Here is a 15,114-nt window from a genome sequence, read left to right as displayed (position 1 = left end):
TTCTCTCATTATTCAGAGTACCGAACTTTACGGAAAATTCCGTAAGACCGCATCTTTTTGTGACGACGACTACACTATTTCAATCAGGATAGTGACGCGGACAGGAAGAAAATGACTCAACACACGCGAAATTTTTCATTCAAAGTGCTCACAATTAATACGCACAAAGGTTTTACCGCCTTTAATAAACGCTTCATCCTGCCGGAGCTGCGCGACGCCGTCAGAACGGTCGGCGCCGATATCGTCTGTCTGCAAGAAGTGATGGGCGCGCATGAAGTACATCCGCTGCATATCGAAAACTGGCCGGACACTACCCACTATGAATTTTTGGCCGACACCATGTGGAGCGATTTCGCCTATGGCCGCAATGCGGTCTATCCGGAAGGCCACCACGGTAACGCGGTTCTTTCTCGCTATCCCATTGAACATTATGAAAATCGCGACGTCTCGGTCGGCGGTAGCGAAAAACGCGGCGTGCTCTATTGCCGCATTACGCCGCCCATGCTCAACCGCCCTATCCACGTCATGTGCGTACATCTCGGCCTGCGGGAGAGCCACCGCCAGGCGCAGTTAACCATGCTGGCGGGATGGGTGAATGCCTTGCCGGAATCAGAACCGGTGCTGGTGGCCGGAGACTTTAATGACTGGCGGCAAAAGGCCGGCCCGCCATTAAACGCGGCCGGGCTGGAGGAGATATTCACCCGTGCCCATGGCCGACCGGCGCGCACATTCCCGGTGAGTATGCCGCTGCTGCGACTCGATCGTATTTACGTCAAGAATGCGAACGCCAGTTCTCCTACGGCGCTACCGCTGCGGAACTGGCGACATTTATCAGACCATGCCCCCCTTAGCGCGGAGATCCATCTATGAAATGCGGCTGGCGTGAAGGTAATCAAATTCAGCTACTGGAAAACGGCGACCAGTTCTATCCTGCCGTGTTTGAGGCTATCGCTCAGGCACAGCAAAAAATCATTCTGGAAACCTTTATCTTGTTTGAAGATGAGGTGGGTAAAAAACTCCATGCCGCTCTGCTAAAAGCCGCACAGCGCGGCGTAAAAGCCGAAGTATTACTCGACGGCTACGGCTCTCCCGATCTCAGCGACGCGTTTGTCGGCGAATTAACCTCGGCGGGCGTGATTTTTCGCTATTACGACCCCCGCCCGCGTCTACTGGGGTTGCGAACCAATATCTTCCGCCGAATGCACCGCAAAATTGTGGTAATTGATGATCGTATTGCCTTTGTCGGCGGCATTAACTACTCCGCCGAACATATGTCGGATTACGGCCCGCAGGCGAAACAAGACTACGCGGTACGGGTCGAAGGGCCTGTTGTGGCCGATATCCTGCAATTCGAAGTCGAGAATCTGCCGGGGCAAAGCCCCGCGCGCCGCTGGTGGAAGCGCCATCACCAGGCTGAAGAAAACCGTCACCCCGGCGAAGCGCAGGCGCTGTTTGTCTGGCGGGATAACGAAGAGCACCGCGACGATATCGAACGTCATTATCTGAAAATGCTGACCCAGGCAAAGCGTGAAGTGATTATCGCTAACGCCTATTTTTTCCCCGGCTATCGCTTGCTCCACGCAATGCGTAAAGCCGCCCGCCGTGGCGTGAGCGTAAAACTGATTGTCCAGGGGGAACCAGATATGCCGATAGTCAAAGTCGGCGCGCGGTTGCTCTATAACTATCTGGTGAAGGGCGGCGTGCAGGTTTATGAATACCGACGCCGTCCGCTGCATGGCAAAGTGGCGCTGATGGACGATCACTGGGCCACGGTAGGGTCGAGTAATCTCGATCCGCTCAGCCTGTCGCTTAACCTTGAAGCTAACCTGATCATTCACGATCGTACCTTTAACCAGACCCTGCGCGATAATTTACAAGGCATCATCGTGAACGATTGTAAGCAGGTCGATGAGTCTATGCTGCCGAAACGCACCTGGTGGAACCTGACCAAAAGCGTGCTGGCGTTCCACTTTTTACGTCATTTCCCGGCGCTGGTCGGCTGGCTACCTGCGCATACCCCGCATCTGGCGCAGGTTCCCCCGCCTGCCCAGCCAGAAATGGAAACCCAGGATCGCGTTGATCCAGAAAATACAGGAGTGAAGCCCTAATGGCTAAATCGCATCCGCGCTGGCGGCTGGCTAAAAAAGTGCTGACCTGGCTGTTTTTTATTGCGGTCGTCGTTCTGCTGGTGGTTTATGCTAAAAAGGTCGACTGGGGCGATGTCTGGACCGTCATCCGCGACTATAACCGCACAGCGCTTTTAAGCGCTGTAGGACTGGTGATCGTTAGCTATCTTCTGTACGGCTGCTACGACCTGCTTGGACGGCTTTATTGCGGCCATAAACTGGCGAAGCGACAGGTGATGTTGGTATCGTTCGTCTGCTATGCCTTTAACCTGACGCTCAGCACCTGGGTCGGCGGGATCGGGATGCGTTACCGACTATACTCTCGCCTCGGGTTGCCCGGCAGTACTATCACGCGCATTTTCTCACTCAGCATTACCACTAACTGGCTGGGCTATATTCTGCTTGGCGGCATCATTTTTACCTTCGGCATTGTCCAGCTTCCCGACCACTGGTATATCGATGAAGGCACGCTACGTATTCTCGGTATCGTTTTATTGTTGATTATCGCGGTCTATCTGTGGTTTTGCGCCTTTGCGAAGCGGCGGCATATGACGATTAAAGGGCAGAAACTGGTGCTGCCGTCATGGAAATTCGCGCTGGCGCAGATGGCGATCTCCAGCGCGAACTGGATGGCGATGGGCGCCATTATCTGGCTGCTGATGGGTCAGGATGTGAACTATTTCTTTGTGCTGGGCGTACTGCTGGTGAGCAGTATCGCGGGCGTCATCGTGCATATTCCGGCAGGCATCGGCGTGCTGGAGGCCGTATTCCTTGCGTTGCTGGCGGGCGAACATACGTCGCAAGGCACGATTATCGCCGCCCTGCTCGCATACCGCGTGCTTTACTATTTTATTCCCCTGTTGCTGGCGCTGGTGTGCTACCTGATCCTGGAGAGCCGGGCGAAGAAGCTGCGGGCGAAAAACGAGCGGGCGATGGCAAAATAAATTTAAGCAGACGCGTTTTCGCTTTCCTGCACAACGCGTTTTATCCGGTAAAAATAAACATATGCTGAGAAAAAAGACGTATTCATCTGTAAGCGGGAAAAAAGCAGCAATGACCAGCTAAACAGCAGCAGGAGCACTTCGTGAAACTCGCCCATGAATACTGATGACAGGGTACAGAACGTTGCCAACGTAACGGAAATAATGGCCAGTAATAGCGCATAGCGGTAAATAATGACCCCGCTCATTCTTCCTTTAAGCAGGAGCTGATTTGACGGGGTAAGAAAAGCGATATAGCCCACGGCCAGAAAGAAGACCAGCTCCAGATGCTTTTTATTGTGCAACTCAAACTGCGCAATAACCATGTTTATACTGACGATCCATGTCATGGTCATCATGATCGCCGTAAGCCCAATAACGCCTCCGTGAGGAATACCTTGTTCATACCAGTTTTTTTTGTAGTGGCTGGCCGGATACACAGGTAACTTAATTTCTGGCGGGATCAACTGCCCTTTTTTCACCAGCTCAGCCAGTGTTTTTCCTGTTAGCCACGTCATCAGGTTCATGGGCTTATCATTTCCTTGTCTGTGAGGTGAGATATTTTTGTAATGCGACTCGCACTAATCGACGCTCCTGGCAGAAACGAATCATCATCGTAAACGTTTCGCCATTCATCACCCAGCGGCAAAGCACAACCATAATAATAGCGATAACCAGATCACTCTTTAGTTCGCTATTTTGATGGCACAACACGTCAAATAATCCAGTACCGCAGAGCATAATATTTAATAAAAACAGTAAAACGCAGAGGCGCAACCCCAGGATAAACCCCTTGGCAATAAGCCATACCTCAGCCATAACACATAGCATCATACCTATAGCACTGCCAAAATAAATAATTATATTTAGTGGCCAATACAGGATAAACTTATCAAAAACAAAATGCGCACTGCACACACCTCCCACAAGAAGCATAAAACTAAACGCGCAAACAGGCGCAGGATTGGGTAATGAATGTTCCCATGACAATCCGGTAATGAAATGAGAAATCAGCGCTGGCGGGCATTTCTTATTAAAATCCTCGCCGCCATTTTTAATGGCGCGAGTGACGTCTTTAGCTTCACAAAACGCTAACCAAAATTGTTTGCCACATAATTTAATCATTATACCCATCATCACCAACCTGAATAAAAAACCTGCAACGCCTACGGCCTGAAAGATAATAGTATTTCCAGAATCATCAAAATGATATAACGACACAGCGTAACCACAGCATTAATAATGCCAAGGTAAAGCGTCAGCGCGCCAAATAAAGCGCAACGAGACAGGGATGAAAACTCGCTGTGGTATAACATGCGGGCATAACCATGAAGTGTCGATTTTTCTAGTGCTGTAATCAATGTCCATACCAATACCGTCAGCATACTGACTATCCAGACCATAGTGCTACTGGCCACCAGGCTATTGACAACTATCGCAGCGATGATCCCGCTTACCGCCATAAAAATTAACGGCCTGAATAGACCAGAACTGATATTCAGGTAGAAAATAAATAAGGCATTAAGACTAAACATGATTCCAACAATCACGAAAATGGTCGCGCCACCTGAGAAAAGGTAAGCTAATGACACGCCGGTAAGCGTAATGATGGCAATATATATCAACGTTGCGACAACAGTGCCAAAGCGGGAAAGGCAGGTAATGGCCCCATACCCCAGACCAAGCAAAAGTGCTGATATCCACAAAACAACAACAGGTTGAACGTGGGTTATCAAAAAATGAGTATACAACGTTAACCATATAATGCCGGCGGTACACCATAGTCCCAACGCAGTATACCAATAGGTAAGGGATAACATTGTCGCGGGAATTAATGCTATTTGCCGTATACGTATTGCAGCCAGAGGTCCCACTTGTCATTTATCACTCTTCACATGATCACGGTGATAAGAATGGCAAGCGCAGGAAAACATTTCTAAGATATTTATGCTGTTTCGCCCTAAATATAGTCCTAAAAAAATCCTGGCGCAGGGCCAGGATTTTAAGAGATCGCTATAATTAGCGGCGATTACCAAAAATACGCAGTAACATCAGGAACAGGTTGATAAAGTCCAGGTACAGCGTTAACGCGCCGAGAATCGAATATTTACGCAGATTAGCGCTATCGCGGGTATCTATTTGCTCGCCGATATTTTTCAGTTTCTGCGTGTCATAGGCGGTCAGACCGACAAACACCACCACCCCGATATAGGTTACCGCCCACATCAGCGCTTCACTCTTCAGCCAGAAATTGACCAGCGACGCCAGAACGATACCAATAAGCGCCATAAACAGCATGTTGCCGAAACCGCTAAGATCGCGTTTAGTGGTGTACCCGTACAGGCTCATGGCGCCAAACATTCCCCCCGTCACCACAAACGTGCTGGCGATAGAGGAGTAGGTGTAAACGATAAAAATACTGGATAACGTCAATCCGGTTAGCGCCGAATAGAGCATAAACAGCGTCGTCGCCATTCCGGCGCTAAGTTTATGCACCAATCCCGACAGAACAAACACCAGCGCAAGCTGGGCAATAATTAAGCCAAAGAAGGTGATCTTACTGGAAAAGACAAACATCATGACGGCTGGCGTATTAGCCGCATACCACGCGATAAACGCGGTCAGTAACAGTCCGACCGTCATCCAGCCATACACTTGCGCCATATAGGTCTGCAGGCCGGACCGCGCCTGCACTATTGAATCAGATCGTGGAAATCTGTCCATGATGAACTCCTGTGTGGAAATGATACCCTAAAGCGTATCACATTCTGCTACCAACGTTTCGCCGACTGCTGGTCGCTGTCGCGCGCTTCGACCCAGCGATCGCCTTCCGGCGTGGCTTCACGCTTCCAGAACGGCGCACGGGTTTTCAGATAATCCATAATGAACTGACCGGCGTCGAACGCGCTACTGCGGTGCGCGCTGGTGACGCCGACAAACACAATCTCATCGCCCGGCCATAATTCGCCAACGCGATGAATCACCGTGACCCGTCCCAGCGGCCAGCGGGAACGCGCCTTCGCGACGATCTCCGCCAGAGCTTTCTCAGTCATGCCGGGATAATGCTCCAGCGTCAGCGCCTTAACGCTATCGCCCAGGTTATGATTGCGCACTTTTCCGGTAAAGGTGACGACCGCGCCGTCTTCGTCGCGCGCCGCCAGCCAGGAATATTCCTCCCCGACGCTAAACGGCGCAGGGCCGACTACAATTCGCGTTTCACGCATGTTAGCCCCCCGTGACTGGCGGGAAAAACGCCACTTCATCGCCCGCCGTCAGCGGATGGTCAAAACTTACCAGCGTCTGGTTGACCGCCGCCAACAGCTTGCCGTCTTCCAGCGCCAGCGCCCAACGATCGCTCTTTGTCGCCAGATGCTGTCGCAGCGACTCAACGGTGGAAAAATCTGCTGGAAGCTCCAGCGCGTCAGTTCCTGTAAGCTCGCGAACCTGGGCGAAGAAAAGCACCTTAATCATGCGCATCCACCTTAAAATCCCCCGATTTGCCGCCGCTTTTCGCCAGCAGGCGCACCGGACCAATTACCATATCTTTTTGTACCGCTTTACACATGTCGTAGATGGTTAACGCCGCGACGGACGCCGCGGTTAACGCTTCCATTTCGACGCCGGTTTTACCGGTCAGACGGCACAGAGACTCAATACGCACGCGGTTATGCTCCGGCTCGGCCTGCAGCTGAATCTCCACTTTACTTAGCAGTAGCGGGTGGCACAGCGGGATCAGCTCCCAGGTGCGTTTGGCGGCCTGAATACCGGCAATTCGGGCGGTGGCGAAAACATCGCCCTTGTGGTGTTTGCCATCAACAATCATCGCCAGCGTTTCACTACGCATGGTAACGAATGCTTCCGCACGCGCTTCACGAACGGTTTCCGCTTTCGCGGAAACGTCCACCATGTGCGCTTCGCCTGCGGCGTTTATATGGGTTAATTGCGACATCGTTATTTCTTTAAATGAGGGTGAAAATTACATGGGCGTGTACGGGCATCCAGCTGCGGCGCAATGATATTCTCCCATGCGGTTCTGCACGCTTTTGTGGAGCCCGGCATGGCGAAAATCAAGGTGTTATTCGCCACGCCAGCTACCGCGCGCGACTGCAGAGTTGCGGTACCGATCTCTTCAAACGAGAGCATGCGAAACACTTCGCCAAATCCTTCCACTTCACGATCGAACAGCGGCAACAGCGCTTCCGGCGCCTGATCGCCTTCGGTCAAACCGGTCCCGCCAGTTATCAATACGACCTGCACCTCATCACTGGCGATCCAGGCGGAAACCTGGGCGCGAATCGCGTAACGGTTCTCTTTAACGATGGCTTTCGCCACCACTTCATGCCCGGCCTCCTGCGCCGAATCACGCAGATAATGACCGGAGGTGTCGTCTTCTTCGCCGCGTCGGCTGGAAACAGTAAGAATAGCGATGCGGGTCGGGATAAATTCAGCGCTGACCTGACTCATCTGAAATCTCCTTATTAAGGATTAACCGCCAATGTAAGATAAATTTTGCGTAATACCAGTATTGCTCTGGTGAAGGAAATGGGTCTGCTTTTTCTCCCGCAACGCGTCGGAAATACGTTCCTCAAGCGCGTATTGCTGCGCATCATCCTGTAACAGGTCGCGTAAACTCACGCCGCCGTCGCCAAACAGACATAAATGCAGCTTACCGACGGACGAAACACGCAGGCGATTACAGGTGGCGCAGAAATCTTTTTCGTACGGCATAATGAGACCGATCTCACCGGCGTAATCGGGATGACAAAAAACCTGCGCCGGGCCATCGCTACGCTGGCGGAGCTGGTGGATCCAGCCGCGCTTAATCAGCTCGTCGCGTAATACCTGACCCGAAATATGATGTTTGCGGAAGAGATCGCTCCCCTCGCCCGTCTCCATAAGTTCAATGAAGCGTAACTGAATGGGGCGAGGCTGAATCCAGGCAAGGAAGGTATCCAACTGATGGTGATTTACGTCGCGCATCAGCACGGTGTTGACTTTCACCTTTTCGAAACCGGCGTCAAAGGCGGCATCGATGCCCGCCATCACCTGGCGGAATTTGTCCTGACCGGTAATCGCATGGAACTGACGCGCATCCAGACTATCCACGCTAACATTGACGCCCGTCAGCCCCGCTTCGCGCCAGTTCGCGGCATCGCGCGCCAGTCGATAACCGTTAGTGGTCACCGCGATCTGGCGAATAGCATCATTTTCACCCACGGCGGCAATGATGTCGGTAAAATCGCGGCGTAATGAAGGCTCGCCGCCGGTAAGACGCACCTTCTCCGTGCCAAGACTGGCAAAAGCGCGCGTAACGCGACGAATTTCATCGACGGTAAGGAAACCGTTGTTAGTGACGCCGCCAGGTTTGTAGCCATCCGGCAGACAGTAGGTGCAACGAAAGTTGCACACATCGGTAATCGACAAACGTAAGTAGTAAAACTTACGCGCGAAAGCATCGGTAAGTTGTGAAGCCATGTACACCTTTCCAAATACGGGAGGCGAAGTCATTTCTTCCTGCGCCCTGGTGGCAAACGTTAAACGTTGTCACGGCCAAAGCACCATATCAAAAATGACCCAGGTGCAGAGGCTAGAGTGTTTACTGTGGTTACGCCGATACTAGCGTGTAAATGACAATTTCGCCATCACGCTTTCGCTATATAAACATATACATAGCGATATGATCGTGCTATTTAGCGACAGAATACGTGAAAATCACACTTTTACATTGATATATATCATTTAGCCGTGGTAACGCCCTCGCTATAAAGGGGTAGTCGGGAATAATTAATTGTCTTTTAGCCGGTCGGCTAATTGCTGAAAACCCGCGACTTGCGCTACTGTAGCGCTGCTTATTTGACTTCAGGAATTTTTATGCGCAATCGTACGCTGGCTGACCTTGATCGTGTCGTTGCCCTCGGCGGAGGGCATGGATTAGGACGCGTCCTCTCCTCGCTTTCTTCATTAGGTTCGCGCCTGACCGGCATTGTGACTACCACAGATAACGGGGGGTCAACTGGCCGTATTCGCCGCTCGGAAGGCGGGATCGCCTGGGGCGATATGCGCAACTGTCTGAATCAGTTAATTACCGAACCCAGCGTCGCATCCGCTATGTTTGAGTACCGTTTTGGCGGTAATGGCGAACTTTCTGGTCATAACCTCGGAAATTTGATGTTAAAGGCGTTAGATCACCTGAGCGTGCGGCCTCTGGAAGCGATTAATTTAATTCGTAATCTGCTTAAAGTGGACGCGCAACTGATCCCGATGTCGGAGCTACCGGTAGATCTGATGGCGATTGACGATCAGGGGCATGAGATTTATGGCGAGGTGAATATCGATCAGTTAGCGACGCCGCCGCAGGAGATCATGTTAACGCCAAACGTTCCGGCGACGCGGGAAGCGGTACAGGCCATTAATGACGCGGATCTGATTCTGATTGGCCCTGGCAGTTTTTATACCAGCCTGATGCCTTGCCTGCTGCTGGATGAACTGGCGCAGGCGCTGCGGCGCACCCCAGCGCCAATGGTGTATATCGGCAATCTGGGTCGCGAACTGAGTCTGCCCGCCGCCAGTTTAACGCTGGTCGATAAGCTGGCGATGATGGAGCAATATATTGGCAAAAAAGTCATTGACGCGGTGGTGGTTGGACCGCAAGTTGACGTCAGTGCGGTGAACGATCGGCTGGTGATTCAGGAAGTGCTGGAGGCCAGCGATATCCCCTATCGCCACGATCGTCAGTTATTACACAATGCGCTGGAAAAAGCGCTACAGGCGTTGGGTTAAGCCCGTTTACCGACGACGCTGCGCTTATCAGAAGCCTGTTTACACCGAAGGGTAAACAGGCTCTCTCCCCCTTCTGATAAACTGCGTTCAGCTATCGCCAGTAGGCGCTCATGAGCGAGCTCAACTCTTTTTTCAGCAATATATTCTCCATGATCTCAGTAAAGAGGGTCTGATTGATCTCTTCCATTATTTTTATCCCAATAGCACGCTCTGCATCCATCTGTACCTCAGTAGTACGCTCTGCGTCAGAGTCGTCTGCTATTCTTAAATCTTCCAGTTCAGCATTGACCCGGCTCTGATACTCATCCGTTTCAATACACTCATCCCTTTTAGCCATCCTTTCACGCCACTCTTCTGGCGCTATACGCTCCAGCACTTTATGCCACGGCCCCCACAGCGCAAACCATTTGTGAAACTCCCTATTTTCAGCAATTTTTATCCTTATTTCCGCCTCGTCCAGGTCAGACTCAGTGATACCCGAAACGTTATAAAATCGCATATCCTGGGTCATTGTTGTCAGCGACAGCGACTCTCGTAACTGATTCTGAAAACCCAGGTATACTTCGACTTCGTCAATAAAAAACAGCCGTTTTACCTTTTCTCTGGCGAGCGATTCTATTTGCTCCAGCCGAAAAATTTCACGCCCCGCCATAATCAGTTCCGCTAAGTGGCTATCAAAGGCGCCTCTTTCAGCATCATGAACCAACGTCGCTTCCTGCATTTGGTGGTATGCCAGTGTGACCCGATCTTCACAGCTTATCGTTGCATCCATCGCTATAATAAATGCGGTTTCTCTTAGTGTGCTATCATCAGCCAGGCGCATTAGCCAGGCGGAGACTTGTTCCTTAAAATCCGGGTGTCGGGTGTTCTGCGTATCGCTAAGACGATCCAGAAACATGCTGAAAGCCGCCGCGTTTGCCTCTGCCTCAAACGCCCGCCATTGGTTGACGTCTTCCTCCTCGAGATTGGTTAGCCACCCCTGGACAGCTTGATGCAGTGGTCGAGTTACCCGAACAATTGAAAAGTCGCCCATGGCAAAAAATACCTGGGGTCCCTGATAACCCGCAGAGGACATTAGCCGCTGCATATTCTGTATTGTTCGTTCTGAAAAAGGATTATGTTCTACGATTATTCTTGTAGGTTGAGGTCCTTCACCACGAAAACGGGGTAACGACTCCGGGAGACGGACCAGGCGATTGCGAGAGGCCTGCATTATTTGTAATGCCGCCGGGAGGTTTTCCGGTAGATTACTCAATGCGTTACGGGAAACGTCCAGCGTTGTTATCGTGGGAGGTAGTGTTTCAGGCAGAACAGTAATCTGATTTTTACTTACATCCAGGACCTGTAATTCTGGTGGTAACGATGCGGGCAGACTGGTTAAGGCATTTTCGCCGGCCTCCAGAGTCTTCAGGCCCGGCGGCAATGTTTCAGGCAGAGCGGTTAACGAATTACTCTGCACATTCAAATGGGTAATCCCTGACGGAAGATGTTCTGGCAGTGTCCTTATGCGGTTATCATAAACGCTCAGGCACCGAAGTTCCTCAGGTAGATTTTCAGGTAAGGAACTAATTTTATTATGAAAAAGATCCAGCGATTGAAGCGCTGAAGGCAAACGTTCCGGCAATTCAGTAATACGGTTAATGCTCAGCTCCATTTTCTGTATGGTATCCGGTAACGTGGCAGGGATACTGGTTAGCTGATTACTTCTGGCATACAGGGTCTTTATATTTCCCTGTAAATTTTCCGGCAAACTTTTCAGTTCATTGTTATCGAGTATCAGAGTAGTTATCTGCTCAGGAATACAGGTGGGTATAGTGGTAAGTCCTAATATTTTCAGACGGAGTTCCGTCTTATTATTTTTCAGGCAGTCACGCATCCGTTGTACGGCTTCTTCACGATTTGCTGCCTCTTCCGCTGGCGCCGCTTTTACCCACTCAGACCAGATTAACTCATAATTCACAGCATCTTTGGAGCCGGAAGCGCTACTCGCCTGCTCGCTTTCTGTCACACGGGTATAGGTGACTGATTTTCCCCCTCCCTCAACGGTATAGCCCTCTGTATTAAAAACTATAGACAGAATTTCCTGACTATTTTCACTCAAAATACAGTATTGGTCTGCCCCTCCTCTACTATACTGAATATTATCCGCATACGCCGGGAAAGCTAACATCCTTAAACATTCAAACTTGCTTTTGATCTCTTCTGGCGAGGCGGTTTCAGGTGGATGACAAAGATAAGCGATGCAGCTTTGTGCTTCAACCTGATGTTCTGAAGAGAAAAAGGCACTTATTTTATTCCATATCTCTTCTTTTAAAGGCACCTCTGTTGATGCCTCATTGCTAATACTTTGATGCCTTGCCGTAGATTGTATATTAGTAATATTAAACATATTTTCCCTACCTGATCTGAACGTAACCTAAAGTAACAGATAAGGATATTCTCAACTTTAAACAAGAGGCCATAGTCGTCATTATTTCGGACAAATCATTCAGTATTTGCAGCGCTTGACTTATAAATGCTCGCGCTTCCATCACCTCTTTTTTAAGTAGAATGATGTAATCTGTTGCCATGACACGCTTTCAACGAACTCACATAAGATTAAAATGACGATCATAAGGATAGCTATACCGATAATACGGGGCGTTTTTTTTCATAGCCGAGGAGAGAGGGAAAATTAGCGTTGGGTTCAGCCTCAACGCTAATTTTCTTCAGTTGTGATTAAACTAGCTACCCCATTGATGTTTTGAGTTTTTCGACAATCCCGTTAGTCAAAGCCTGTCACTGTTTTTCATTCCTGACTGACTTAGCCCTTACTATTGCACTAAAATTCTCAAAAGCGAGCCATGGTAACGATGACTCGCTGGCGATCGACACATTGTCAGGACGCCGCGATAAACAACTCGCGTAACTGGTGCAACTGGTCGCGAATTTGCGCGGCTTCTTCAAACTCCAGATTTTGCGCGTGCTGCATCATTTGCCCTTCCAGTTCATGAATTTTCTGCTGCAACGCTTTCGGCGTCATATCCAGTTCGACAATTCCGGCTTTCGCCGTAGAACGGCCCTTGCCTTTCCCCTTCGCTTTGGTTTTCGCAATGTTCTGCCCCAGCGCCAGGATGTCGACCACTTTTTTGTTCAGCCCCTGCGGAGTGATACCGTGCTCTTCGTTGTACTTCTGCTGCTTCTCGCGACGTCGCTCGGTTTCGCCAATCGCCTTCGCCATCGACGGCGTGATTTTATCGCCATACAGAATCGCTTTACCGTTAACGTTACGCGCCGCGCGTCCTATGGTCTGAATCAGGGAGCGCTCGGAGCGCAGAAAGCCCTCTTTATCGGCGTCCAGAATCGCCACCAGCGAGACTTCCGGCATATCCAGCCCTTCGCGCAGCAGGTTAATCCCCACCAGAACGTCAAACTCGCCCAGACGCAAATCGCGGATGATTTCCATGCGCTCCACGGTATCAATATCTGAGTGCAGGTAACGCACGCGCTCGCCGTGTTCTTCCAGATATTCGGTCAAATCTTCCGCCATCCGTTTGGTAAGCGTAGTGACAAGGACACGCTCATTAATGGCCGCACGCTGACGAATTTCGGACAGCAGATCGTCCACCTGGGTCGCCACCGGACGCACTTCAATAATCGGGTCCAGCAGCCCGGTCGGTCGCACGACCTGATCCACCACCTCATCACCAGATTTTTCCAGCTCATAGTTGCCGGGCGTGGCGGAAACATAGATAGTTTGCGGCGCTAAGGCTTCAAACTCCTCAAACTTCAGCGGACGGTTATCCAGCGCCGAAGGCAGACGGAAGCCATACTCGACCAGCGTCTCTTTGCGCGCCCGGTCGCCGCGGTACATGCCGCCTATCTGCGGGATGGTGACATGAGACTCATCCACCACCAGCAGTCCGTCGGCGGGCAGATAATCGAACAAGGTTGGCGGCGGTTCGCCCGGCCCGCGGCCCGACAGAAAGCGGGAATAGTTTTCAATGCCTGAGCAGTAGCCCAGCTCGTTCATCATCTCTAAATCGAACTGCGTGCGCTGGCTTAATCGCTGCTCTTCAAGCAGCTTATTATTCGCCAGCAAGACCTTACGCCTGTCCGCCAGCTCATCTTTTATCTCTTCCATCGCCTGCAGAATACGCTCGCGCGGCGTTACGTAGTGCGTTTTGGGATAGATAGTATAACGTGGCACCGTTGACTCTACCTGCCCGGTTAACGGGTCGAACAGCGACAGGCGTTCCACTTCTTCATCAAATAGCTCAACGCGTAGCGCGATGTCGTCAGATTCAGCCGGGAAGATGTCGATCACTTCGCCGCGCACGCGAAAAGTACCACGCTGAAAAGCTTGATCGTTACGGGTGTATTGCAATTCCGCCAGCCGACGCAAAATCGCGCGCTGGTCAATCAGCATTCCCACCGTCAGATGCAGCATCATTTTCAGGTAGAGATCCGGATCGCCCAGACCGTAAATCGCGGACACGGAAGCCACCACCACGACATCGCGTCGCTCAAGCAACGCTTTCGTTGCCGACAACCGCATTTGCTCAATATGTTCGTTTACCGAAGCGTCTTTTTCGATAAACGTATCCGAACTTGGCACATACGCTTCCGGCTGATAGTAGTCATAGTAGGAGACGAAATACTCCACCGCGTTTTCCGGGAAAAACTCTTTCATTTCGCCGTAGAGCTGCGCCGCCAGGGTTTTATTGGGCGCAAGCACCATCGTTGGCCGCTGCAAGTCCGCAATGACGTTGGCGATGGTGAATGTCTTCCCGGAGCCGGTCACGCCCAATAACGTCTGATGCGCCAGCCCGTCCTCCAGCCCCTCTTCCAGACGACGTATAGCGTCCGGCTGATCGCCAGAAGGTTTAAAAGCGGAATTCAGTTTGAACGGTTTACTCATGAGCGGCTACCTGAAGGAGTGAGCGGGCAGGGGTGTAATTTTACTCTCGACGGTGAATATTGCCAATAAAAAATACTGGATGAAAAAACAGTAACACTCCAGTGTATAATGGCTATCGGCAGATACCCCACGCTATTTAGAGGTAAAACATAGACAGTCGCGGGGTAAAATTCCAGCAGTGTGCTGGTTATCCCCAGACCAGAGTCTTTTTTAACATTTGTCAAGTCGGATGATGAAAGTTTTATGTCAACGTATCCCCCTTCCTTTACAACCATTGATTTTATATAACTTGCTGTCTGAAAAGGGATATTTTCTCAAGCCGTCTTTC

At 50.8% G+C, this 15,114-nt stretch carries 16 protein-coding genes and 1 riboswitch; of the genes, 4 read left to right on the top strand and 12 right to left on the bottom strand.

Annotation, left to right across the window (positions count from 1 at the left end; genetic code table 11):
- The first annotated feature begins 111 nt into the window (after window positions 1–111).
- The 3 genes from ACLD4F_RS13890 to ACLD4F_RS13880 are packed head-to-tail and all read left to right on the top strand — an operon-like array spanning window position 112 to window position 3,070.
- Complete coding sequence (locus tag ACLD4F_RS13890; RefSeq protein ID WP_000192039.1) at window positions 112–870, top strand: endonuclease/exonuclease/phosphatase family protein; 759 nt, start codon at window positions 112–114, stop codon at window positions 868–870.
- Window positions 867–2,108 (top strand): cardiolipin synthase ClsB, encoded by a 1,242-nt coding sequence (gene clsB / locus ACLD4F_RS13885; protein ID WP_000649639.1) that lies wholly within the window; start codon window positions 867–869, stop codon window positions 2,106–2,108. Before ACLD4F_RS13890 ends, clsB begins: the two co-directional genes overlap by 4 nt.
- Window positions 2,108–3,070, top strand: coding sequence for a YbhN family protein (locus tag ACLD4F_RS13880; protein ID WP_001129817.1), 963 nt, complete (start codon window positions 2,108–2,110; stop codon window positions 3,068–3,070). Before clsB ends, ACLD4F_RS13880 begins: the two co-directional genes overlap by 1 nt.
- A gap of 2 nt (window positions 3,071–3,072) precedes the next feature.
- On the opposite strand, the gene ACLD4F_RS13875 is transcribed toward ACLD4F_RS13880, so the two are convergent.
- The 9 genes from ACLD4F_RS13875 to moaA all read right to left on the bottom strand — a co-directional run bounded on the left by ACLD4F_RS13875 (window position 3,073) and on the right by moaA (window position 8,581).
- Complete coding sequence (locus tag ACLD4F_RS13875; protein ID WP_017441930.1) at window positions 3,073–3,633, bottom strand: hypothetical protein; 561 nt, start codon at window positions 3,631–3,633, stop codon at window positions 3,073–3,075.
- A 7-nt stretch (window positions 3,634–3,640) separates the two neighbouring features.
- On the bottom strand, window positions 3,641–4,249 hold the full coding sequence (locus tag ACLD4F_RS13870; RefSeq protein ID WP_079944589.1) for a hypothetical protein: 609 nt from the start codon (window positions 4,247–4,249) through the stop codon (window positions 3,641–3,643).
- Window positions 4,250–4,272: 23 nt separating this feature from the next.
- Complete coding sequence (locus ACLD4F_RS13865; RefSeq protein ID WP_079944590.1) at window positions 4,273–4,980, bottom strand: Bax inhibitor-1 family protein; 708 nt, start codon at window positions 4,978–4,980, stop codon at window positions 4,273–4,275.
- Between the two features lie 145 nt (window positions 4,981–5,125).
- Window positions 5,126–5,830 (bottom strand): Bax inhibitor-1 family protein, encoded by a 705-nt coding sequence (locus tag ACLD4F_RS13860; protein WP_000373611.1) that lies wholly within the window; start codon window positions 5,828–5,830, stop codon window positions 5,126–5,128.
- 47 nt (window positions 5,831–5,877) lie between these two features.
- On the bottom strand, window positions 5,878–6,330 hold the full coding sequence (moaE, locus tag ACLD4F_RS13855) for a molybdopterin synthase catalytic subunit MoaE (RefSeq protein ID WP_001209385.1): 453 nt from the start codon (window positions 6,328–6,330) through the stop codon (window positions 5,878–5,880).
- A 1-nt stretch (window position 6,331) separates the two neighbouring features.
- Window positions 6,332–6,577: a molybdopterin synthase sulfur carrier subunit gene (moaD, locus tag ACLD4F_RS13850; RefSeq protein WP_000598599.1), complete on the bottom strand. Its 246-nt coding sequence runs from the start codon at window positions 6,575–6,577 to the stop codon at window positions 6,332–6,334.
- On the bottom strand, window positions 6,570–7,055 hold the full coding sequence (gene moaC, locus ACLD4F_RS13845) for a cyclic pyranopterin monophosphate synthase MoaC (RefSeq protein ID WP_000080894.1): 486 nt from the start codon (window positions 7,053–7,055) through the stop codon (window positions 6,570–6,572). Before moaC ends, moaD begins: the two co-directional genes overlap by 8 nt.
- Window positions 7,056–7,057: 2 nt before the next feature.
- Window positions 7,058–7,570 (bottom strand): molybdenum cofactor biosynthesis protein B, encoded by a 513-nt coding sequence (gene moaB / locus ACLD4F_RS13840; RefSeq protein WP_000084604.1) that lies wholly within the window; start codon window positions 7,568–7,570, stop codon window positions 7,058–7,060.
- A gap of 21 nt (window positions 7,571–7,591) precedes the next feature.
- Window positions 7,592–8,581: a GTP 3',8-cyclase MoaA gene (gene moaA, locus ACLD4F_RS13835; protein WP_000168180.1), complete on the bottom strand. Its 990-nt coding sequence runs from the start codon at window positions 8,579–8,581 to the stop codon at window positions 7,592–7,594.
- Window positions 8,569–8,713, bottom strand: a riboswitch (molybdenum cofactor riboswitch). (Overlaps the previous gene by 13 nt.)
- Before the next feature lie 264 nt (window positions 8,714–8,977).
- On the opposite strand from moaA, the gene yvcK reads away from it, so the two are divergent.
- On the top strand, window positions 8,978–9,886 hold the full coding sequence (yvcK, locus tag ACLD4F_RS13830; protein ID WP_001246031.1) for a uridine diphosphate-N-acetylglucosamine-binding protein YvcK: 909 nt from the start codon (window positions 8,978–8,980) through the stop codon (window positions 9,884–9,886).
- 91 nt (window positions 9,887–9,977) lie between these two features.
- Here the strand turns inward: yvcK and slrP are convergent, their stop codons facing one another.
- The 3 genes from slrP to uvrB all read right to left on the bottom strand — a co-directional run bounded on the left by slrP (window position 9,978) and on the right by uvrB (window position 14,786).
- The gene (gene slrP / locus ACLD4F_RS13825; protein ID WP_411010896.1) at window positions 9,978–12,275 is read right to left on the bottom strand and encodes an SPI-1 type III secretion system effector E3 ubiquitin transferase SlrP; all 2,298 of its coding nucleotides are present in this window, start codon (window positions 12,273–12,275) and stop codon (window positions 9,978–9,980) included.
- Between the two features lie 7 nt (window positions 12,276–12,282).
- Complete coding sequence (locus ACLD4F_RS13820) at window positions 12,283–12,456, bottom strand: hypothetical protein (protein ID WP_001539544.1); 174 nt, start codon at window positions 12,454–12,456, stop codon at window positions 12,283–12,285.
- A 308-nt stretch (window positions 12,457–12,764) separates the two neighbouring features.
- Entirely contained in the window at window positions 12,765–14,786 is a 2,022-nt protein-coding gene (gene uvrB / locus ACLD4F_RS13815; RefSeq protein ID WP_000042502.1) for an excinuclease ABC subunit UvrB, read from the bottom strand.
- Window positions 14,787–15,114: the final 328 nt, after the last annotated feature.

The sequence above is a fragment of the Salmonella sp. 741265050_HSA genome (assembly GCF_046569445.1).
Lineage (GTDB): Bacteria > Pseudomonadota > Gammaproteobacteria > Enterobacterales > Enterobacteriaceae > Salmonella > Salmonella enterica.
The sequence above is the reverse complement of the archived record's forward strand: the minus strand, read 5'-3'. Positions and strand labels throughout refer to the sequence as shown.